At 40.4% G+C, this 22,538-nt stretch carries 17 protein-coding genes; 7 read left to right on the plus strand and 10 right to left on the minus strand.

The genetic code is table 11. The features are described from left to right. The 6 genes from DS2_RS09075 (at position 1) to DS2_RS09100 (ending at position 4,931) form a co-directional block, all read left to right on the plus strand. A complete protein-coding gene (locus DS2_RS09075) occupies positions 1-1,395 on the plus strand; it encodes an MFS transporter (protein WP_035014418.1) in 1,395 nt (464 codons plus the stop codon). Between the two features lie 218 nt (positions 1,396-1,613). Continuing rightward, positions 1,614-2,258, plus strand: coding sequence for a DsbA family oxidoreductase (locus DS2_RS09080; protein WP_035014420.1), 645 nt, complete (start codon positions 1,614-1,616; stop codon positions 2,256-2,258). Continuing rightward, positions 2,255-2,884 carry a nitroreductase family protein gene (locus DS2_RS09085; RefSeq protein ID WP_081754239.1) on the plus strand — a complete coding sequence of 210 codons (630 nt, stop codon included), beginning with the start codon at positions 2,255-2,257 and terminating at the stop codon, positions 2,882-2,884. Before DS2_RS09080 ends, DS2_RS09085 begins: the two co-directional genes overlap by 4 nt. Positions 2,885-2,886: 2 nt before the next feature. Continuing rightward, positions 2,887-3,318: a DMT family transporter gene (locus DS2_RS09090; RefSeq protein ID WP_035014423.1), complete on the plus strand. Its 432-nt coding sequence runs from the start codon at positions 2,887-2,889 to the stop codon at positions 3,316-3,318. 4 nt (positions 3,319-3,322) lie between these two features. Next, positions 3,323-4,042, plus strand: coding sequence for a GNAT family N-acetyltransferase (locus DS2_RS09095; protein WP_035014425.1), 720 nt, complete (start codon positions 3,323-3,325; stop codon positions 4,040-4,042). Position 4,043: 1 nt separating this feature from the next. Further along, on the plus strand, positions 4,044-4,931 hold the full coding sequence (locus DS2_RS09100; RefSeq protein ID WP_051479757.1) for a LysR family transcriptional regulator: 888 nt from the start codon (positions 4,044-4,046) through the stop codon (positions 4,929-4,931). On the opposite strand, the gene DS2_RS09105 is transcribed toward DS2_RS09100, so the two are convergent. The 3 genes from DS2_RS09105 to DS2_RS09115 all read right to left on the minus strand — a co-directional run bounded on the left by DS2_RS09105 (position 4,928) and on the right by DS2_RS09115 (position 8,826). Continuing rightward, positions 4,928-6,871, minus strand: coding sequence for a TonB-dependent receptor plug domain-containing protein (locus tag DS2_RS09105; RefSeq protein ID WP_035014449.1), 1,944 nt, complete (start codon positions 6,869-6,871; stop codon positions 4,928-4,930). The genes DS2_RS09100 and DS2_RS09105 overlap by 4 nt on opposite strands. A 93-nt stretch (positions 6,872-6,964) precedes the next feature. Further along, entirely contained in the window at positions 6,965-7,255 is a 291-nt protein-coding gene (locus tag DS2_RS09110) for a hypothetical protein (RefSeq protein WP_152537581.1), read from the minus strand. A gap of 155 nt (positions 7,256-7,410) precedes the next feature. After that, complete coding sequence (locus DS2_RS09115; protein WP_051479758.1) at positions 7,411-8,826, minus strand: methyl-accepting chemotaxis protein; 1,416 nt, start codon at positions 8,824-8,826, stop codon at positions 7,411-7,413. Positions 8,827-9,077: 251 nt separating this feature from the next. Here DS2_RS09115 and DS2_RS09120 point away from each other — a divergent pair, with 251 nt between their 5' ends. Beyond that, complete coding sequence (locus tag DS2_RS09120; protein WP_035014427.1) at positions 9,078-10,526, plus strand: helix-turn-helix domain-containing protein; 1,449 nt, start codon at positions 9,078-9,080, stop codon at positions 10,524-10,526. Between the two features lie 6 nt (positions 10,527-10,532). On the opposite strand, the gene DS2_RS09125 is transcribed toward DS2_RS09120, so the two are convergent. The 7 genes from DS2_RS09125 to DS2_RS09155 all read right to left on the minus strand — a co-directional run bounded on the left by DS2_RS09125 (position 10,533) and on the right by DS2_RS09155 (position 22,521). Continuing rightward, positions 10,533-12,596: a hypothetical protein gene (locus DS2_RS09125; protein WP_035014428.1), complete on the minus strand. Its 2,064-nt coding sequence runs from the start codon at positions 12,594-12,596 to the stop codon at positions 10,533-10,535. Positions 12,597-12,700: 104 nt separating this feature from the next. Beyond that, positions 12,701-14,152: a sulfatase gene (locus DS2_RS09130; protein ID WP_035014429.1), complete on the minus strand. Its 1,452-nt coding sequence runs from the start codon at positions 14,150-14,152 to the stop codon at positions 12,701-12,703. A 26-nt stretch (positions 14,153-14,178) separates the two neighbouring features. Continuing rightward, positions 14,179-15,627, minus strand: coding sequence for a sulfatase-like hydrolase/transferase (locus DS2_RS09135; protein WP_419177441.1), 1,449 nt, complete (start codon positions 15,625-15,627; stop codon positions 14,179-14,181). Positions 15,628-15,823: 196 nt separating this feature from the next. Continuing rightward, positions 15,824-17,281 carry a sulfatase gene (locus DS2_RS09140; RefSeq protein WP_035014430.1) on the minus strand — a complete coding sequence of 486 codons (1,458 nt, stop codon included), beginning with the start codon at positions 17,279-17,281 and terminating at the stop codon, positions 15,824-15,826. Positions 17,282-17,363: 82 nt separating this feature from the next. Next, positions 17,364-18,230 (minus strand): hypothetical protein, encoded by an 867-nt coding sequence (locus DS2_RS09145; RefSeq protein WP_152537582.1) that lies wholly within the window; start codon positions 18,228-18,230, stop codon positions 17,364-17,366. 82 nt (positions 18,231-18,312) lie between these two features. Continuing rightward, on the minus strand, positions 18,313-20,340 hold the full coding sequence (locus tag DS2_RS09150; protein WP_035014432.1) for a methyl-accepting chemotaxis protein: 2,028 nt from the start codon (positions 20,338-20,340) through the stop codon (positions 18,313-18,315). A gap of 195 nt (positions 20,341-20,535) precedes the next feature. Continuing rightward, positions 20,536-22,521 carry a glycoside hydrolase family 127 protein gene (locus DS2_RS09155; protein ID WP_035014433.1) on the minus strand — a complete coding sequence of 662 codons (1,986 nt, stop codon included), beginning with the start codon at positions 22,519-22,521 and terminating at the stop codon, positions 20,536-20,538. Positions 22,522-22,538: the final 17 nt, after the last annotated feature.

Consider the following 22,538-nt stretch of genomic DNA (forward strand, 5'->3'; position numbering starts at 1 on the left):
ATGAAAGATATTCAAAATACTTATCTGTCTATATCTGAGAAGATTGCCTACGCCGCAGGAGATGTGGCGGTTAATTTCTTTTTTAAGTTTTTTCAATTTTTTCTGTTTTATTACTACACCGATTCCGTGGGGCTTTCTGCTGGTGTCGTTGGTAGTATATTTTTACTGTCGCGGTTACTAGATATGGTAACAGACCCGGCGATGGGAGCCATAGCTGATCGAACGAAAAGCAGGTGGGGGAGCTATCGACCATATTTGCTTTTTGTCGCGATTCCATACGGTGTTTGCGGCTATTTAATGTTCTTAAATCCCGACTTGTCAAACGAAGGAAAAATCATTTATGCATTCGTCACCTATTCGCTGATGATGCTTGCTTTTACCGCCATTAACATTCCTTATGCTTCGTTATCTGGTGTAATGACCCCATCCTCATATGAAAGAACAACGCTATCTGGTTATCGATTTGTTGGTGCATTTTCTGGAGGCTTGCTTTTGACATTACTAATTCGCCCATTAGTTTCAGCACTTGGTGCAGACAATGAAGCGGAAGGTTTTAGACTAACAATGGCTCTGTTTGCGATAATTTCAATCATCTTGTTTTGGTGCACCTTCTTGTTTTGCAAAGAAAGAGTTAAACCAGCACTTGAACATAAACCGACAATTAAAAAGGATATAAATAGCCTGCTTAAAAACCGACCATGGCAATTATTGACCTTATCATACATTGTCCATGGGATTTACTTCACAATTAACGGAGCTGTAACACTCCACTTCTTTAAATATTGGATTGGTGATGATGGCACAGCCGTTTTAGGTCCTTTTGATCTATCAACCTTGTTCTTAGCAGTTGGGTTGCTGTTTAGTGTAATCGGCGCTGCAGTACCTAAATTTTTGAGTGCACATATCGATAAACGCATGTTAGTCATTTATGCTGCATTAGTGAACTGCATTATCATGGCCAGTTTTTATTTTATTAAAGACAGCAGTCTAACCTTGTTGTTTGTGTTTCAAGCTATCAATGGTATAGCTGTTGGTTTCATTCCAGTGCTGCAGTGGTCAATGTATGCCGACACTGCTGATTATGGTGAATATAAGCATCACCATAGAAATACAGGTGTCATTTTTTCAGCTGCCCTTTTTGGTTTGAAACTAGGGCTGGCTGTTGGCGGAGCATTGGCTGGCTGGATTCTCGCTGCTTATGGTTTTGTTGGAAATGTAGCTCAAGATGAGCAAGCTAAGCTTGGAATTTTACTATGTTTTAGCCTGATTCCAGCACTTTTAGCGTTTTTAAAAGTTGTAATAATGTATTTTTATCCGCTAAGAGATAAAACTATGCTAGAGATAGAAATGGCTCTGGTCGAACGTAAAGGTGAACTACATGCTCCAAATGCTTAGTATCAACTACTAGCCCACCTATAATTGCAAGGTGCAATGCTCAATGCTTTTGCTATTGGGCATTGTAGCTAAACCTATAACTGCCGACATCTAATTCGATCCATGATTTTTTTTCATTGGTTTGAGTAATTTAAATCATTATTTTTCTTCCGTTCAGCACCGTAAACTCACTCTAACTTATTTATCCAGAGTTTAGGTTATTTACTATAGAGGTTTTTATGATTCAAGTTGAGTTTTTCCACGACGCGGTGTGCGGTTGGTGTTATATACAATCACCAAGATTAAGAAAGATTGTCGAAAACTTCCCTGTTGAAGTAATTCATCGTTCATTTGTTTTACAACGAAACAACCAAGAAATGATCGACCGATTTGGTTCAATGGCTAAAGCTAAAAATGAAATATTGACGCACTGGAAACAGTGCAAAAATCATTCAGACAACCCAGAATTAATCAACATAGCAGGCATGGAAGCAACCACTTTTGACTACCCGACAGGCCATTTAGCCGCAAGGTATGCCAAAGCGGTTGAGCGCTTATATGGGCAAAAAGGCCACTGGGATTTTTTTGACACAGTACAAAAGGCGCACCTGTTCTTTAATCAAAATATTAATGATTCGATTGTATTGGATGGGTTAGTTGAACAGCTAGGTTTTGCATTGAGTAAAATTCAACAACTAATGGCGTTACCACAAAACCTTGAAGACATTGAAGCGGACATGAAACGGGCCGCCGAACTTGGGGTAAACACAATTCCAGCTTTGCTGTTTAACGGTAAAAACTTGGTATCGCAGACAGTTACTTACGAACAGCTAATTGCACTACTTAATGCTGAATTTGCTGGCTCTATACTGGAGTGCAAATGATGGAGATAATTTCCGCCTTAAACTGGAGATATGCAGTACGCGAATTCTCCGAGCAAACTATCGAATCGGCAACTATAGATAAGCTGGCAGAAGCGACGCGTTTATCTGCTTCATCTTATGGTTTACAACCTTATCGGCTCATTATTTTACGAGACACAGCTACACGCCAACAGCTATTACAACATGCCTACGGACAAACTAAAGTTAGGGATAGCTCACATCTATTTATCTTGGCTATACAGACCCAGATTAACGAAGCGTTCATCGATAATCATTTTAATATGGTCGAGAATCAACGTGGACTTCAGGCAGGTGCTCTAGCAGGTTTTTCAAATCATGTAAAAGAGGCAATGCTACCAATGTCACAACTTGAATTGAGTCAGTGGGCAGAAAACCAAGCGCATATTGCATTGGGAAATTTACTCACTGTTGCCGCTATAGAGCAAGTAGATGCTTGTCCTATGGCTGGTTTTAACAAAGCAGGTTTTGACCATGTGCTTGGTTTAAAGCACAAAGGACTTTCTTCAAGCGTTATATGCGCTTTGGGCGTTAGATCGAGCAGCGACGCCAGTGCCAAATATGTGAAAACCCGAGTGCCGCAAAACCAATTCTGTATAAGGTTATAACTATGATGATTGTACTTGCCATCTTGGCCGGTGGCATCATTACTCTGCAAGCCAGTATAAATAGTCAATTCGGTACTGTGTTGCGCAGCTCTATGCTCGCAACCACGTTTGCATTTAGTGTAGCCGCTTTGGCGTGTGCAGTGGCTATGTTGGCCATCAGCACAGATTTTTTGGGTAAATTGAATGTAAAAGAAATTCCATTCTATTACTGGTTTGGCGGTATCTTAAGTGCCTTGGGTGTCGGTATGTACTATTTTCTTATACCGAGAATGGGCGTTGGCCCAATGATGTCTTTTGCCCTAACGGGTCAATTGTTAGTGGCGGTAATTTTCAGTCATTTTGGCTTATTTGGTTTTCCTGAAGTCCCTATGTCAGCGCAACGTGCAGTCGGTGCTGGAGTTATGATTGTTGGACTCATTTTGTTAAACAGGTAGTACGATGAAATCGAGATATGCAAATAACATCAGCAACATGCTAAAACTCTGGCATCTTTATGGTGCAAGCAAACGACAAAATTATTGGTACTCGAATAGTTGGCCGAACAGGGTTTGGAGCGACTCGCTGGGTTCGCAAGACCATCATATAGATGCAATCAAACATGATTTAAGCCCGAATCAGAAGCTTGTAGTGTCGACCCCGCTTAGCAAGGATTATATTTTATCTCGCAGACTTTCATTGGTGTCAAAACTACAATTGATGGACCTTAAGCTAAACGACTATTGTTTACCCAATGACGACATTGCTGTAGGAGAGCTAACATTTATTGATGACTTTAATAAAAATCTTGTCGAAGAATTTGTCAAGATATGTAGCACTGGGTTTGGCTATTCAATTGACCCGCAAGTATTGCTAAAAGTTGTAAAAAGCACAGAAGTTGAACTTGCGCTGTTAACGGTAAACTCGTGCTATGTTGCTACTGTACTTTTACATTCAACAGCAGATACGCTCGGCATCTATCAACTGACCGTACCGCAAACCTATCGAGGGCTAGGTTTTGCAAATTCTCTAATGTTACATGCCCTAAATTACGCAAAAAGTATGGGGTATCAGTATGTTAGTTTGCAAGCTTCAGATATGGCGAAAAAATTATATCAAAGAATTGGCTTTACTGTTTCAGGTGAAATTATAATGTATCGCACTATCCAACAGGGAGAATAAAATGCACAAGGTGTCACTTGAACAATGGCGAGCCTTTATTGCGGTAGTTGATTATGGTGGGTTTGCTCAAGCAGGTGATGCTTTGTATAAAACTCAGTCGACCATCAGCCACAGCATAAAAAAATTAGAAAAGACAGTTGGCAACCCTCTATTTGATGTAATTGGACGAAAAGCTGTTGTCACCCAGTTTGGCGAGAGCCTACTACCTGCCGCTCGAAGTTTAATTACTCACGCTGATAATTTAGAACATGAAGCGATCTCGCAAAAAATTGAAGTGCGCAAGTCGTTAAATATTGCAGTTGATACCCTATTCCCTAGAGCCATTTTGGCAGTAATTCTAAACGAACTAACCCTTGAGTTTCCAAACTTAAACATTCAATTGTACGAGACGGTTTTGTCTAGGTGCGCTGAATTGCTCGAAGACGGCACGGTTGACTTTGGCATTGCCAGTACAATACCAAAAGGATACATAACCAAATGGACCCACATTGTCGAAATGCATGCCACAACCCATAAAGCACATCCACTCGCTTCGCGTGAACACATAAAGTTGAGTGAGCTTAAAAACTTTAGACAGGTCGTCATTAGAGATGCAGGACTACGCAGCAATGTTAATTCTGGTTGGTTAGGAACAACAAATAGATTAACCGTATCTTCAGCCATGGAAGCTGCTACCTGCGTCAAAAATCAATTAGGATTTGCTTGGCTACCAGATTGGTTGATAAATGAAACAGCAAATATCGATGAGCTGGTACCACTGAAACTCGAATCTGGCGTTACGCGTTCAGTAGTGCTCCAACTCACCTTCAGGCTTTCGCTAACCGATGACCCAGTCATGCAAAAATTATCAGGGCTGTTCGATAAATACTGCGGCAATACTCATACTTAAAACTTAAATCGCACACCTGCATTGACGGTAAATCCATCGTTACGCGACCATATATCTGTCGTCCATCGGCCGCTGTCGGCTTGTTCAGGCAACAATAATGGATGCTCTTTGGTTTGGCGAATGTTCAATAAATTTTCCGCATTTACAAACCAGCTAAAATGGCCAATAGTGATTTGCCCTAATAAACCTAAATGCCAATAGGGTTTACTCTTATTACGGTACGGGTTGTCAGCTAAGTGCTGTGTGCCAGTATAATATGCTTCAAAACCTAATAAATGACTGCCGTGCTCTTCCCACATAACCACCATTCCAGCTGAGTGTTGTGGGGTTAATGTAAGCGGAATTCGCCCATCGCCATGAGATGATAATTTTGTTGCATCTGTATATAAGTAGCTACCGGTAAATTTAATATCATGCCACTTGTAACGTAACAAAAGTTCGGCACCACGAATTTGAGTTTCGCCCTTGGCGTTCACTATTTGTGTATCTTGCAGTTCTGTCACTTGACTTATATTAGACGCAAATAACGTCATGCTCGCTTCGCTGCCGCCCACCACATAACTGACATCAAACGATGCGGTTTCAGCGCGCTCTTCATCTAAATCTTGAAGTGGCGACAACTTAGATAAACCCACTTCGTCAATGTCTTCAATAAATGGACTAGGTGCAAAAAAGCCTTTGCCGTAGGCCCCTCTAAAAGTCCAATCATCTGGGTTATACAAAATTGAAATTCGTGGGCTAAATTGGTTACCATATTCATTGTGCCAATCTGACCGAGCGCTTAAAGATAAAGAAATATCATCTGTTGCTTCATAATCGACTTGTGAAAACAAACCTGGTACTTGATAGTTGTAGTTAAACTCAGGAAAAGTTTGCGAACTAAACTGTTCTGATTGATAAGCAACCCCTAATAGCCAGGCGGTTTTGTTGGTATAACCAGCCAAGCTGGATTCAATTAAATAGCTTTGATGTGCATCGTCTTCGTAAACTGTGCCATATTGGTGTTGATGCTGCTGATCCATTGCTGAACCGCGCACATTTACATTCATATCTTCGCCAATGGGCCTGTCGTAAACAAAACCGATATCGGTTCGTTGGCTATCTTGGTTTAATTGATATTGTTCGCCGTTGGGCAATTGACCATTATTAGTTGTGCCCGAATTTCTTTTTTCGTTCATGGCCCCAAGGGTGACATACAAACTGTCATCATGCTCGCCTTGCCAATAAAACCTTGGTCTTATACTTGCTCTTTCATAACCCGCAATATCGATCCAACCATCGTCATCCAAATCTTGAATCTGTTGATGATGAATACCACCTGTTAACGATGCACTAAAATTGTCAGTTACAGGTGATGCTAGATAGGTGGTTAAATCTTGCCCGTTTTTTGAAGTTAAATTAGCCAACACTTCACCTTCAAACCGCTTTGACGGTGTACGCGAGATCAGGTTAATTACGCCACCTAATGCTGAACCACCATATAAAGATGACGCTGAACCTTTAATTATTTCAACATTGGCCAAGTCGGTCGGTGGTATTTGTAATAAACCAATGGATGCAGTTTGCCCACCGTATAATGGCAAACCATCACTTAATAGTTGGGTATAGCGGCCGTACAATCCTTGTAATCGAATATTCGCACTGCCCAATGACGGCGAAGTTGTTTGCACACGCACTCCACCGGTTTCTGCGACCAACATTGAAATATTGCCTGGGCGCATCAGCGCTTTTTCTTGAATTTCTTCGCCATTAATTAATTCGATTCGTGTGGCTGATTCTGTAACAATTCGACCTAGCCTAGAAGCTCGAACCTGTATTGTTTCTATGCTCGACTCTTCATGGTGGTGATGGTGGTCGTCATGATGTTCGTCTTCATTTGCATCCACTAAATTAGGAATCAGCAGCATAAACATAGCTGCGTTAACTGATATTCTTCGCATTTTGACCTCAAAATATGCGTTGCTATTTTGCAACAGCAAGCTGTTGCACATCCAATATTTAAATTTTTCGATGAATTTTGGGCAGAAAAACCCTTAGGAGGTCAAAATGGGAGGTCGAAACGGCAGTGTTGAATAACTGGGGAATTGCACCAAAGAGACTAAATTAAATCGATTAGGTGCGTTAGCTTGAATGGATGAATTAATCTGCTCGAATAAATAAACGGCTGACTGGCACGAACCATTCGCACAGGTGCAGCTAGTATCGCAGCAGTCGATATCACAACAATTATGCTGTTGGTCTTGAATATCTTGATGAGTTTCTTGACTGAGCTTTTGCTGGTTTTGAGTGTCTGAATGTACTTCAGTACATTTTTCATACGCCATAGGCGCCATTGCTTGCCCGTTAAAGGCAATGCACAATATTGAAAAAATTATAACAATCAGGCGAAGTTTAAACATAACGACTGTATTATAAAACAAAATCATTTGGCGAGTAAGCCAATTATCTCGTTAAATAGCCTCTTTCTTAGATGTCCCAACTACACCTTAAAAAAAGACAATTTTTCTATAGATGCTTGGCTAACAAAATCCATTTCATCGCTATATGCTCTAGTTTTACCAGCTAGTTCCGCGGATTTTTCTGTCAGTTCTTGAACTGCATGGGTATTTTCACTAATTTGGCCGGCAACTAAACTTTGCTCTTCAGCAGCGGTCGCTATTTGCTGGGCTTTACCATTAATGTCGTCTATATGGGTTAGGATGACACGTATTTTGTCAAAGCTTGAAGCTATCTGCTCCTTAGTTGTGGTCACTAATTGCTGGCTTTGCTGCATTTTGCCTGAAGACTCCTCACCAACCATAGCTATCTGATTGATAAGCTTTTCAATTTCATTGACTGATTCTGAAGATCGCTGCGCTAGTGTTCTAACTTCATCTGCGACAACGGCAAAACCACGCCCTTGCTCGCCCGCTCGCGCAGCTTCTATTGCAGCATTCAGTGCCAATAAATTGGTTTGTTCAGAAATACCGCGAATAACGTTCAGAATACCTTCAATATTTTTAGTTTCCACTTGCAACCTTTGTACGGCAGATGCTGAGTTTTCTAAACTTCCAACAAGCTCGTTTACTCTAGCTATCGCCGCATCTGATTCTTTAATGCCTTCATCCGCTAGATTTGCCATATTTTCCGCGGCATGGGCTGTTTCTGTTGTGTTTTGCGCAATGTCTTTACTGGTAACGGCCATCTCTTCTATTGCGGTTACTACTTGCAAGGTATTTTCAGTTACATCACTTGTAAATGATTCCATCTCTTGAGTTGAATTTAGGACATTTTTACTATTACTGGTGACCACATTTGAAGAATTAACCACTTCGGATATCACAGCGGCCATACTCGAAATACTCGAGTTTAGCTCGTTGCCTAAGATAGCAATTTCATCCGAACCTTTAACTTGCGCCTGTACAGTTAAATTACCTTGTGACATCGCATGTGCGGCGCGGCCCACTTTGGTAATATTCTGAATGAGTCCATTAGAAATTAATAAAATAAAACCAACAGATAAGATTGTTGCGAGCGCTAATGAAATATAAAAAATGATGTTAGACTGCTCTATGCTTGCCTGTGTATCAGTTTTAGTTTGTTCTGCTGCTTGTTCACCTTGCGTGACAAACTTGCTTTGGAAACCTAACAGCGCAGCATTTGCATCTACAAACTCAACGTAAGTTTGCCGTGACGCAACATGATCAGCATTCCCATTCATTTCATTGACAAAATTTTTCGCTTTTTGATGAAAGTCTTGTAACAGCGATTCGTATTGTTGTACTAAACGACTGTCACCGTTGTAGTGCTGTTTAAATTTATTTAATAGCCTATCTGTATTAGTATAAGAGGCCAAAATAACTGGGTTGGTATCACTGATTTGTTGAGGAATATTGATTAAATAACCAATTTGCAATGCCCGAATATTGGAGAGTATTGCAGTTTGCTCTTGCTGAATTTCGTTCAGATAACGCGCCTTCCGAATTGACCCTAACCAACTATTAGTTAACTATAGTTAGTATCAGATAAAAATGACAATATTTATCTTATTTGTATCAATCTCTTATGACATATTAGTTTGTTACATGGAAGCAGAAACTTGTTGCGAGTAACATTCACAACAAGCTAAAGTAGCCACATGCTTAAAGACAACTGTTAACATTATTAATGAACGAGATTACACTGAACTGGGTAGTATTTGTCAGAGCCGTTCTTCCATTTTCAGCTGCAAACATTTACCTAATTGTATTGGTTTATTTCACGATAGTGCGCGACAGAATTGGAGCGGCCTATTCTTGGTATGCCCTTTTCTTAATCAGCTTTATCTTATTTTTATCTGGCCCACTAGTTAATTTAATGCCTGTTGACGAAGGGAAAAAATGGTTTGACTTGACTAGGAACATTTTACTGTTTTCGATTGGGATGCCTTCACTATTATGCGGATTGCTCATTCAAGCTAAGGTCGATAAGTTACATAGATTTGTTCTACCCTGTGTTTTACTTGGCTTAAGCTGGAGCATATTCTTTGCACTTGCTCCACCTTTTTATATGAGCCACATCGGCAATATTAGAGCGGGGTATGTGCTAACTAGCGTCACCAAAACCGATGTTTATTACTCTCAAATTGCGCTTATTGCGGCACAGTTACTGCTACCATGTTTGCTATTGTTAGCCCAAACAATTAAAAAACATGTTCAGTTGCTAATTTATGGCGTACTCATACTATTTTGCTGCATGACCTACGGGTTGGTTTTTGAAAACTGGTCTGTTTATTATGGCGGCTCTGCTTTTACCGCTATTATTTGGATGCTTGCTGTGTATAACGATGTGCAACTCACCAATCGCAAAATTAAACAACATTATTTGCACCAAAACTCCATGGCACTCGCACAATACACAGCACCTCACCCAACTAATTTTATTGATTACTATCCAAACCAAATTAACGAAGATTATCCATTTAAAGAAAGAGAAGCTTTATTAGATGCAGTTGCTAATGGCCATATAGGCATCATCAATGACAAAGTTAACAAGTTGACAGCTGCATTAGCCAACTTTGCCCAAAACAACCTAGATACCTTTAAAGTTAGAACCAAAGAGCTGCTCTTTATGATGTTTGACGCAGCCATTTTTGATTGTGGACATTCACAAAGTTTAATTAAGCGTCTTCAGCAAGCAGGAGCTGAAATTGATAAGGCAACGGGTTGGGCTGAAATAAGTCAATTATTGTTAGATGAAGCAACTATGCTTGCATCAGCCAGAGAAAACGAACATGAAAGCAGTGCAGATAAACAACTTGTTGAGTCGATTAAAACCTACATTTTAACTCACTATGACACCGACATTGGACTAAATGATGTTGCTAACAATGCAGGCTGCAGTCGCTCACATGCAACTAAGGTGTTTAAAAACGTTACCGCACAAACCATACTGCAATACTTGGTTGATGTAAGAGTACATAAGGCAAAATCATTACTACAAAGCAAAAGTGTTACAGAAACGGCTTACGAAGTTGGCTTTAACAACTCGGCGTATTTCTCTACCGTGTTTAAAAAACAAACTGGGTTTACACCTAAGGAATATCAAGCCGAGGTAAATTCGAAAACCGCGACTTGAATACATTTATCGACAAAATGCGTTTACCACCTCTCTGTAATCGCTACTAAATACGCTTGTTTCAGGGTCGCACCAATGTGGCGCGCCCATATCGCCAAACTGATCCGAATCTATTGCGTATTCACAGCGGTCACGAACACCTGCTTCTCCATCACACTGGGTTTGATGACTACAACCACTCGCATCACATGCGTCAAAGGGCACACTAACAGTACAAAAATTTAGACGGTCGACGACCTTTGAATAACAGGCATCATAGGCTGAATCTCCTGAGCTAACTTGCTGTGGCAGTCGCCTATCAGCTTCAGTAACATGAGGAGTTAGTTTATCCAGCACTAATACTGCGGCAGCAACTTGCAAAAAATTGATTATCACCTGCTCTTCATCTGCAAAGCTATTATTGTTAGGGGGCGCTCCTGCAGTGTTAACCATATTCTCGGCTGTTTTATGAATCTTCTGGTAGCGCTCGCGTTCTGCAAATATGCGCTGCTCTCGTTTTCGAGCTGCCATTTCAGCCTCTTGACGAATTTTCAATAGTTTCTGCCTGTATTGCTCCGACTTATTCAACGCCAAGTTATGCTCTTTCCTTCCGGCTTGCGCCAACGGTTTTCCCTTTAGTATCGCCAATTCACCATAATATGAAGGAGCATCGATAAGTTCATAACGAGCTTGTTTAATTAGTTTTTGAAAAGAATAGCTAGGTATAGAACGGCTAAATAAACCGACAGGATGACATTTATTCGAAGCTGGATTACTGCATGCAGAAGACGACATTGCTTGAAGATTAAGTATAAAATTGTTTTTATCTGAACTCAGTTTCAAGCCACCATATAAAGTATTTCTATCCATGCCAAGATCTTCGAGCAGACATTGGCTTGACGGGACAAATTCAAACGTCAAGTTCGCTGTGGCAGGTTTTTTAGGCGAATTAAGTAGAAATCCTAGCTGGCACTGCGCTTCAACAAACCATAATAAACCTGCAACATGTCTCGTGTTATAAAGTGAAGTTGGCCACAAAGCAGCTTCCACACTAAATGTATAATTGCCCATGGCGAGTACGCCCGACCAACCACCAACCATGTCTGCTGACTGAAAACGCACGCTATAATCGCCTGAAGCAATTTGATTAATATAACGGTCAAAAATTAGACGTTGACTCCGTTCATGTTCAAAAGACTCAACAAGCGAGCGAATAATTCTACCATTAAAGCTCATATTTCTATGCATAGTCCTATGAGCATACTTAACTTTATCGGGTTTTAACCTCAACCCACTATAGTATTGATCTGCAAGCGCCTGTTTATCTTTTGGCATGTTCCAGTGCAAGTTCAAAAACCGCCCCGGCGAATAGCCTGAAAAATAACCAGCATTCAAATCAGCGCACTTAGCATCTATAAAATTAACTCGCAAAATATCTGTTTCGACCACATCTGATTTCAGTTCACCGACACAACTGCCCTCTTTGGTTGAAAATTCCACTAGACCATTGAACCGCTTCGCGTACTTTTGAAAGGAAGTAATTTCAATATGATTTGCAAACCTAAAGCGTGTGTCCGGCTTAGTAGACCAAGCTTGTAAGGTTGCCACAGGTTTATACGCATTTGATTGCAACAAAGCACCTAACTCTGCTTGCAGTTCAGGGTTGCGCGAAAGAGATGCCTCAAAGGTGAGTGTTTTATCGGTTAGAAAATTGGGTACATAATACTTATAAAGAGCTAAGGTCTTGTTTTGCGCCTTCAGAGAATACAAGTACAAACCACTTCTTATGCATTTGCCACGCACTCGGTGTTCTACAAAAGACAACGCGTCAGCTTCAATGCTTGGTACCGCTACCAATAAGGCTTGGCAGCCCTGGTATCGAATAAACCCTCGATAGCGTCCCAACTCATTGCGCTGAATAGTAAGGTCAACAGAATAAAGTTTCCCGCTTAGGTCAAATGCTCCTTGCCAAGACCCTATATAGCGGGTTGCTATATCTCCATCTGCAGCACGACCATTTGCATTTGCCGCAGTAAAAAAGCTGGCAAAGCTTGCCAGCAGCATCAATAACACTTTTAAGGTAGACGTCATGTTTATACAAGTATCCATAGAGTATAAGAAAGGTTAATCCCCGCCCTATACTTGCTACTTGTATCATTTTTCTCCAAGTTAGTCACCAATTCGAAGTGAACATGCTATTCGATCTTATAAACAGCCCTATCTTTTGCTTCCTGCTTATTTTGTTCAAATAGTTGGTCATAAAAATCATTACGTGCTTTTTTGTATTCCCACGATTGCAGCAATATGTTGTTGATGTTTTTGCTATTCCAAATATTCCACAATTTGGCTAATTCAGCTTGTTGTTGAGGTTTCTGATCAACAATATTATTGCGCTCGTAAGGGTCGTTAACCATATCAAAGAACGAGCGGCCTACATTTGGTAAAGGCTGACGCATATATTTGGCTTTTTCAGTTCTAACTGCCCATATATGGTCGGCTTCTTCTAAACGCCAAAATAACGCTTTATGCGGTGAATCTGTTTTTTGCTGTGTCATATAAGGCACTAAGTTTACCCCTTCTAGCAAACCATCACTGCTATCCGCCCCAGCAATTGCCACCGATGTTGCTGCAATATCAAGTGCTGAAACAAGCCCATCAAACTCAAAACCCTGTTTTATTTTTGCTGGCCAATGTGCGACAAATGGTACATGAATACCACCTTCTAACAACGCAACTTTGCCACGTCTGAATGGGCTGTTGTCTGACCAATCGAAAGTAGGTAGCCATTCTTCAGGGTACACACCTCCATTGTCAGATAAGAAGAAGATTAAGGTGTTTTCGTATTGACCTGTACGTTTTAAAGCGTCTACCAATAAACCAATACCTTGATCCATTTCGCCTACCATAGCGGCGTATATGCGACGCTCTTTATCTTCAATATGCTTATATTTAGCAATCGTCTTTTCTGGTGCTTGCAATGGCGTGTGCGGCGCGTTGTAGGACATATAGATCATAAATGGATTATCTTGTTCACGCTCAATAAATTTAACCGCATCTTTGCTCAATGCCGTTGTTAAATATTCGTCGAATTCTGCCACGCCAGTATTGCGCATAATTGGCAACCAGTAGCCATCAGCACCTATGTGTACTTCGCCTGGCATATATTGGTGACCACCATCTAAAAACCCATAAAAATAATCAAACCCTCTTTTATTTGGCTGAAAATGTGGAGCACCCCCCAAATGCCATTTGCCAAAAATAGCTGTTTTATAACCCACTTGCTGTAAACGCTTTGCGAAAGTTTTTTCAGTCAGTGGCAGGCCCATGTGTTTGTCGTCTGGCGAATACGAAACATTGTTCTCCATACCAAAACGCGCTTGGTGACGACCAGTTAATAAACCGGCGCGCGAAGGTCCGCAATAAGGGTGAGTGACATAGCCGTTATTAAATATCACCCCATTGTGCGCAAGTTTGTCTATATTCGGTGTTTTGATATCTTTTGCACCGGTAAAACCAACATCACGATAACCTAAGTCATCCGCTAAAATAACCACAATGTTTGGCTGTTGTTGCGCATGCGCTAAGCCAAAACAGCTCAATAAAAACAACCAAGCCAAACAAATTTTCTTAAAATGTAACTGCTTCATTTTATTAACCTTATTATAAGAACGTATTAATCAGGAATATGGGTTCGGTACGTATCCATGCGCTGCATCGCAGCGCCTTCGTATTGACGCTTTAATTGCCACAAAGGCCTTTCCAATGTCAGCTCCCATGCAAATAGCTTTTTGTATAGCTCTGCGACTTTTTGTGGTTGGGCCGACGCTAAGTTAACTTGTTCAGCTTTATCTTGTGTTAAATTGTATAGTTCGGCGGGGCGATCAGGGTATCTTAAAAGCTTCCAATCACCATCACGGATAGCTGCTCTGTTTTCTTTTTTCCAGTATAGAGTTTGGTGTGGTCTAGCATTTTGATGCTCGATCGCTTTAGCGGTCAAATACGGTAGCAAATTAACGCCGTCAATATCAGTTAGCCCATTAGAATCACCACCTGCGGCTTGATAAAAAGTTGGTAATAAATCGAGTGTAATAATTGGCTGCTTATAAATCTTTTTGCTTGGCAATTTGTTCGGCCAACGCATGATAAAAGGAACTCTAATGCCGCCTTCCAAGTGGTTAGCTTTTGTGCCACTTAATGGCGCATTGTTCGAAGCATTTTGATCAGTCGGCCCACCATTATCGTTGGTAAAAACAACAATTGTATTGTCGCTTAACCCTAGCTGGTCTAATCGATTCAACAAACGGCCTATCGCTCTGTCCATTGAAAGTGTCATAGCTGCCAAGGTTTTTCGGTTGCCCGACAACTGTGGAAATTGTGCTAAATCAGCTTCTTCGGCTTCCATCGGTGCATGCACTGCTGTTAGTGATAAAAACGCAAAAAATGGATTAGCCGCTTTATTTTTTTCCATAAATTCAATGGTTTTATCTACTAAAGCATCGGTTAAATATTTTGGGCTTTCGGCAAAGTTAGCAAAACCTTCTTCTAAGTAGTCTTCGGGTCTATGATTTGGATTTTCTTCGCCAAATGGAAAGTAGCTACGCGCGCCACCGCGAAAACCATAAAAATAGTCAAAACCACGCTTAATCGGATGAAACCTGTCTGCATTACCTTGATGCCATTTACCTATGAGCGCAGTGGTATAACCCAGCTCTTTGAGATATTGGGGCATGATTTTCTGGTCGAGCGGCAGGCCCATATCGTCACCTGTTATACCTGATTTGCTCATATAACCTGGTACGTTGTTTTCCTCATAACCAAATTTTTGTTGGTACTTTCCGGTTAAAATACCGGCTCTAGACGGTCCGCATACAGCAGCACTGACATATGCGTTGCTGAATAAAATTCCCTGCTTAGCAAGCTGGTCTAAATTTGGTGTTTTCATGGTGTTGCTACCATGAAAACCAAAATCTTGATAGCCCGCATCATCAGCTAAAATAAATAAGATGTTGGGTTGTTGGTTTGTGGGTTTGGCAAGCACGCTGGTATGTAGACAAACCAGCGAAACGATAAATAGCTTAAACGTATGTTTAATAATGCTTGTAACGGAACAATTTAATTTCACCTAAGGTGCCCTATATTGTTTATTGATAACAATAGGGCTTTATCGCAAATTTACAAACTTAAGACTTTTAAAATTGGCTACAAAACTACAAAAAACGGCTATTTTCAATAATATCAGAAAGTTAGAATGTAGATTTTTTGTTTAAATATAATCAATCGCCCACAAAGGGCGACCGATTTATTAACAAATGTGACAACTAGTGTGATTGTAACCCTTGGCTCAAATTAAAAGTTTCGTTAAACCTTGGCATAAAATGAGTGCGCCATTCAACTGCAGTGTCTAAATTATGAAACCATTTGGGCTGTGCATGGCCGACGCTCCAAGCTTCCATATTGGCGACTAACTCTAGCAATAAATCAGGGTATTTATTGGCCAGATCGCGCTCTTCTGCTGGGTCATTTTCCACGTCGAATAATTGCCAAGGACCATTGTTAATTCGCAATGCTTTAAAGTTATCGATACGCACACCTACATCAGAATAACCTAATCTATGGCGCATTACGTAAATTGGCTCACCTGGACGAACACTTTGATTACTTTTAAGCGCTGGCCATAAATCTTTACCATCCAATTTCTTTTGGGCAGGTATTTTAGCCCCCGCTAAATTTGCAAAAGTTGGATATAGGTCAAGTGCTGATACAGGGTGACGATATTTATGACCAGGTTTAACCTGCTCCGGCCAATGCATAAACATAGGCGTACGATAGCCACCTTCATGTGTACTGCCTTTACCCTCTTTCAATGGATAGTTATTGCCGCCTTGGCTGGTTTTACCCCCATTATCACTCAGGAATACGATTAAGGTATTTTCGTATTGACCTGTCTCTTTCAATGTTTCAACAATTTGCCCCACACCACGGTCTACAGCCCAAACCATACCTGCATATGTTTTGCGTTTTTTATCTTTAATGTTTGGGAACTGAGCCATATCCTCTTCTTTAGCTTGCAAAGGCGTATGCGGTGCGTTGTACGCCAAGTATAAAAAGAAAGGTTCTTGTTTATCATTAGCTGATTTAATGAAACGTTGTGCTTGTTTCGATAATTCATCGGTTAGATATTCTTTTGCGCGAACTTCTTTACCATTGTGTTCCAATGGAACCAAGTATTGGGGAATCGCGTAATCTAAACCGCGCTCTTTGAAAGCTTGGTATTTTCTTTCATACTCTTTTGGGAAATAATCGTGCCCGCCATATAAAAATCCCCAAAAATCGTCGAAACCTCGGTTATTTGGGTGATATTTAGCAGTTTCACCTAAATGCCATTTGCCGACAATACCTGTGTAATAACCTGCTTGTTGCAATACTGACGAGATATAAGTTTCTTCTACAGGTACACCTAAACCACCCGCCTGCTTTTGACGCGGAAGGTTAAATTGCGACCCAAACATATGTGGATATCGCCCAGTCAATAACCCAGCTCGGCTAGGGCCACAAAAAGGGTGCACAACATAGGCTGAAGAGAAAGTTGTCCCTGCATTTGCGAGTTTGTCTAAATTCGGCGTTCGTATATCTTGCGACCCGTTAAAACTAACATCAGCATAACCTTGGTCATCGGTTAAAATCAGTAGTATATTGGGTTGTTTAGCATTAACAGCCGACCATGCTTTACTGCTAAGCAGTAAAAACATAAGGCAAGTAATTAATATATGTTTCATTTATTGGCCTCTTTTTTATAGTGAATAACTTAAGGGAGTTATTTATTAATAAATTTTTTTGATTTCAGTTACTTTTCAATAATTAATTCAGTACCTTCCAGTCTTCTACCTGCGAATTAATCAAGCCAGATTGTTGATAAAGCTTGCGAATTTCGCCCATAGCTCGCAATTGAGTTAAACCTCGCTCTAATCGATAAAAAAACTGAGCACCGTTTTCAGAATATTTTGAAACAACCAAATGACGCGTACCATTCAATGCAACTTTTACATTGGGCAAAGGTTTTAAACATACCTCGTCGTGACACCAATTAAGGTTATAACTAGAAGGAAATTCCAATAGGATGAAATCGGCTCTACCTTTTCTCATATACTGGAAAATCGCAGGAGAGTAGCCAACTTTTATATATTGTGTAGTCAGTTGATAAAGCGCTTGATTGTCTAGAGTCCAGTCTTTAACCGACAAACCAGTATAATTACTTAAAGCGACCTGTTGAGGCGGTAAATCAAACACCGGATGCGACATAGCAAAATAAACGCCTTTTTCAAATTCACCTACATCAAGTAGTGGTTGTGTTACATACACATCTGCTCCGTTTGTTTCAGTCGACCACACTGATGATGTCATCGTGTCCATCTTGCCTTGCTCAACTAACAACATACCTCTGCGCTCATTTGGCATACTGACAAACTCTATCTGCAAACGTGTATTTTGATGTTCAAAAGCTCTGCACATTAAGATTGCGTCTAATAACGTTCGATCTATTTGCATTTGGCTGATATCTAGCGCTTGTTGGCATATATCCGATTGCATAAAATGCGGATACTTCTTGAAAGTTTCGACAAATATCCCAGCTTTTATCGAAATCACATTTGAATGATTCAATTGTGCAATGGCCTGCCAATGTGGCAGACAATACAATAACAACACCATCAAGAAGGATTTAAGCATAATTGGTACCATTTAAATATTCATAATATGTTTAAGCTAATGCAAAAAAAGTGGCACTTGGCCACTTTGTACACAATATTTTTTATGCTTTGACTTGAAAATCAGCTACATGCGCAGCTAATTTTTGCGCAGTCGTTTTTAAGTCTTTACATGCGTCGGCCGTTGCTTGAGTTTGATGAGTTAAATTGTCTGTGTCGTCCTTAATTTCATGCACTCTTTGATTAATTTCAGCGGCAACTTGTGATTGCTCTTCTGATGCTGTCGCTATTTGAGTTGACATGCCCGATATCTTATCTAGCTCACTCTGCAAAGACTCAAACGCATGCAAACTACTCACAACAACCTCAACGGCATGTTCACCTTGTTGCTTAAGATGTTCCATACTTGATGTAGTCGCACGAGAACCAGATTGCAGTGCTTCAATTTGTCCACGAATTTGCTCAGTTGATTCTTGAGTTCTTCTAGCTAAGCTTCGTACTTCATCGGCAACAACTGCAAACCCACGGCCTTGATCACCAGCTCGGGCAGCTTCTATCGCGGCATTTAATGCCAATAAATTAGTTTGTTCAGCAATAGCTTGTATTACCTCTAACACTGAACCAATTACTTCTGTTTCCGAATTAAGTTTATTTACTTGCTCTTGAGTATTAGACAGTTCACCAACTAATTTCTCCATGATATCGCGACTATTTAACGCCTTACGGCTGCTTTCGACCGAAGTCGTATGCGCGACTTCAACAGCATCGGCAGTTTGTTGAGAAATACCCGCAACCTCTTCAATGGTTGAGGTCATTTCATTCACCGCAACCGAAACTGAGTCGGTCGCTTGGTTTTGGCTGACAGCCCGCTTTTGACTTTCGTCTGTTGCGTTGCTGACTGAATTAGTCGAGTTAGTAATTGCACTAACTTCAGATTTAACGCCTAAAAGGGCTTGATTAAAGCTGGCTTGTAAAGAATTGAAAGCTTGTGTCAGTTCACTTAATTCGTCTGAGCCTTCTGCGTTAATGGTTGTGCCAACATCTTTACTTTTTGCAACATACTTCATCTCATCAAGTAGAGATTTTAGCGGCTTATTAATAGATAAAATAATAAATACCGAAACCACTATAATCAGTGCAACAGTAACAAAAAATGTAATAAGTTGACCAAATACAACGTCTTGAGCGTCAGCCGCCTCTTCAGAGCTGATAGTTTCGATTCGCTGCTCAGTATAGTTGATGATTTTACGTAAATCGTTCATATTGTCGGTCGACAATTCAAACCAATCATCTGGTTGAAGCGGAAACTTATTCCCCCCCATTCCCAATAGCTTGCGACGAATTTGATTGATCCTTTGTTGATTTTCACTGTCTAAATGCTTGGCATATTTTTGTCGAATATCTGGGGTAGCGTAAGCATATAGCCGTGTTTGCGCATCTTGGATCTGGCGGAAATCACCTTTGTTATTACCGATACTGGTGTAGTCCATCTCGTCTTGCGAGAAAGTTCGCAACTTAGTACTACGTTCAAATGAATAAATATAATCCATTTGCAATAGTGACGCGTAAGCGCCAATAATAAGCGATAGTTCTTTGTTATTTGCAGCAAATGGAACAACCGCATTAATAACATCTAACGCACGGCGAATTCCGGCACCGTATCTATTAACCACCCAAGCTTTACTTTCATCTTGCAATTGAGAGCGGTTAATATAGTCTCTGGTTTCTAGCATGTTAGGTACAATATCAAGCAACTGCTTGATCTCGCCTGCCATACCTTCTAATTTGGCAATCTTTTCCTGGTTTGTTCTAACAAAAGATTGGTATTGTTGAATTGCTCGATCTGTTTGTGTCCGCTGTTCAAATAAAGGCTTTTTGTATTTACCCCCTGCACTGCCAAAAGGTTCACCACGCACATACCCATAGGTGTAGTCACGTTCAGATTGAATATTCCTAACTAACTTGCCTGTCTCACGTGCCACTTCCATTGCCACCGACAAATCTTCCAACTGGCTCAATTTGTCTTGCGCAAGCCAAACTTGTTTTAAAGACAAGATAGCTACAATAACCGTAGGAATAAGCGCAAGTAAGATAATACGCGTGCGTATTTTAACTTGATTAAGAATATTCACTGTAAGAGCACTCCACAACACCTTCATATGATGTTTAAATATAACATATGTAGTCTTATTTTATATAATTATTTACACTTCATTTACAAAAAAAGGCAAATAGAATTTGCCTTTTTAACCAGAACTCATTTTACCGTTAGTCGGTTGAAGCCTTTTAAATAAAGACCATAACAACCAATTAGTAAAGATTTAGATTTATTTCCAAACAATTGGCATAAATACAGTCATCTCAGCTAATCCACGGTTACTCCATGTAAAATATGGCACAAACTGAACTTGATGTGTTTGCCAATCCAATTTGTTGATTTTGCGATACATACCTTCGCCATCCGCTTTACGAACCAAAGCGTCACCACGTAACACAGTTACTCCGCCCAAGAAGTCGTCTTTATGCTCTGCTTGAGGAATTTGATCACTTGGTAAATAGACATCTAACACACCTGCATTTTCTGGCAAGTCAGGTGTTTCGACACAATACACAACCGGACCACGTTTTAATGCAACTTGGTTACGCACTTCTTCGATACGCGGGTGACCTTCGATGTAAGTTGTTTCCATTGGAATATCGATAACAACAACATCTCCTGCCTGCCAGCTACGGTTGATCACTGCATAGGTACCAGGTACTGCTTCAACAGTTGCTTTTTCACCGTTGATAGTGATTTCAGCACCAGTTGCCCAGCCAGGGACACGCAACGCGATATCAAATGCTTCAGCTTTACACTCTTCTACGGTGAATTTAACGATGCCTTTCCAAGGGTAATCTGTATCTTGAGTTAACTTAATGCTAGAACCGTCTAACATGGTTGTTTGCAAGGTGTTGCCACCGTATAAGTTCACATATACACCATTATCCGCCAAGCTGTAAGCCCAACCTGACAAGTTGGAAATAGTGCGGACGATATTTGGTGGACAACAAAAACAGCTTAAATAGCCTTCACGATTAGGGGTTTCAGTCACATCAGCGTGTGCATCATAATCACGTGTACCATGTAACATACGTAAAGGATTTGCATAGAAATAGTCTTTGCCTTCAAGGCCAATACCTGATAATGCACTGTTATGCATAACTAATTCAATGATATCAGCATATTTAGCTTCACCATGAATACCTAACATTCTCCAACTAAACATCGCATTACATAAGTTTGCACATGTTTCGTTGTAGGCTGTTAAGTTCGGCATCATGTAGTCGTCAATGAAACCTTCTTCAATCATGTCACGGTTGCTAGATGCACCATAGTGTGTTTGACCAACCGCACCAGTTGCATACATTTTCTTTTGGGTAACGCTTTCCCACAAACGATCTAACGCTGTGACTAATGCTTTTTCACCCGTTTCAGCATAAACATCTGCCGCACCTGCATAGTAGTATAAGGCTAATACAGCATGGCCTACTGGCTCGTCTGCTTCACGCAGTGGAGTGCGCTCTTGAACCATATCACCAATTGGATAACCAACGGTAGTTGAATCGTGTTCAATTGCATAGGTACCACGACGGTCAATAAATTTTTGTGCAAGTTTCAAATATTTATCATCTCCAACCGTTCTAAATAATTCAACTAGACCCATTATTTGAGTTTGGTTGAAACCAAAACGTTGGAAATGTTTTGTATCTGGATAAAAATAGGTATACAGCAAATCAGCATGTTTGATTGCGATATCTAAAAAGTTGTTTTGACCTGTAATACGGTGATGCGCACATGCTGTAATAAGCAAGTGACCTGTATTATACATTTCGTGATATTTACGATTTGCATAACGTTCTGCTTCAGGTTCAACTTTTAATTGAATCTGAGTCTGTAAGTATCCATCTGGCTCTTGAGCTTTACCTATGATATCAATGTATTCATCAAGTTCTTTTAATAAGCTTTCATTTTTAGTTAAACCATAAGCATAAATTTTCGCTTCAACAAATTTGTAGAAGTCACCATCATGCCAATACATGCCTTGGTGTTTGCCTTCTTTTAAGCCTGCAGCAATTTTAAAATTATTTAAAGCGTGGCCAACATCACCACACAGCACGTCGCCCATATAAGGGATCATTACATCGATGGCTTTTTTGGTTTTATCGGCCCAAAAACCTTGGCTCCAAGTACAATCACCAAAATTAATCGCTTTTAGTTTAACATGTGGGCTTTTTTCATTCGCCACGATAGCTTTATTGTGTAAATTACTCATGTGATACTCCAGAAACA

The organism is Catenovulum agarivorans DS-2 (genome assembly GCF_000568405.1).
Taxonomy (GTDB): Bacteria; Pseudomonadota; Gammaproteobacteria; order Enterobacterales; family Alteromonadaceae; genus Catenovulum; species Catenovulum agarivorans_A.

What these genes read in the sequence shown, in the direction of transcription:
- DS2_RS09155 (WP_035014433.1), bottom strand. Translation starts at nt 22,521, where the DNA reads ATGAGTAATTTACACAATAAAGCTATCGTGGCGAATGAAAAAAGCCCA.
- DS2_RS09110 (WP_152537581.1), bottom strand. Translation starts at nt 7,255, where the DNA reads ATGGCGTATGAAAAATGTACTGAAGTACATTCAGACACTCAAAACCAG.
- DS2_RS09085 (WP_081754239.1), top strand. Translation starts at nt 2,255, where the DNA reads ATGATGGAGATAATTTCCGCCTTAAACTGGAGATATGCAGTACGCGAA.
- DS2_RS09075 (WP_035014418.1), top strand. Translation starts at nt 1, where the DNA reads ATGAAAGATATTCAAAATACTTATCTGTCTATATCTGAGAAGATTGCC.
- DS2_RS09090 (WP_035014423.1), top strand. Translation starts at nt 2,887, where the DNA reads ATGATGATTGTACTTGCCATCTTGGCCGGTGGCATCATTACTCTGCAA.
- DS2_RS09080 (WP_035014420.1), top strand. Translation starts at nt 1,614, where the DNA reads ATGATTCAAGTTGAGTTTTTCCACGACGCGGTGTGCGGTTGGTGTTAT.
- DS2_RS09140 (WP_035014430.1), bottom strand. Translation starts at nt 17,281, where the DNA reads ATGAAACATATATTAATTACTTGCCTTATGTTTTTACTGCTTAGCAGT.
- DS2_RS09120 (WP_035014427.1), top strand. Translation starts at nt 9,078, where the DNA reads ATGAACGAGATTACACTGAACTGGGTAGTATTTGTCAGAGCCGTTCTT.
- DS2_RS09105 (WP_035014449.1), bottom strand. Translation starts at nt 6,871, where the DNA reads ATGCGAAGAATATCAGTTAACGCAGCTATGTTTATGCTGCTGATTCCT.
- DS2_RS09125 (WP_035014428.1), bottom strand. Translation starts at nt 12,596, where the DNA reads ATGACGTCTACCTTAAAAGTGTTATTGATGCTGCTGGCAAGCTTTGCC.
- DS2_RS09095 (WP_035014425.1), top strand. Translation starts at nt 3,323, where the DNA reads ATGAAATCGAGATATGCAAATAACATCAGCAACATGCTAAAACTCTGG.
- DS2_RS09100 (WP_051479757.1), top strand. Translation starts at nt 4,044, where the DNA reads ATGCACAAGGTGTCACTTGAACAATGGCGAGCCTTTATTGCGGTAGTT.
- DS2_RS09145 (WP_152537582.1), bottom strand. Translation starts at nt 18,230, where the DNA reads ATGCTTAAATCCTTCTTGATGGTGTTGTTATTGTATTGTCTGCCACAT.
- DS2_RS09130 (WP_035014429.1), bottom strand. Translation starts at nt 14,152, where the DNA reads ATGAAGCAGTTACATTTTAAGAAAATTTGTTTGGCTTGGTTGTTTTTA.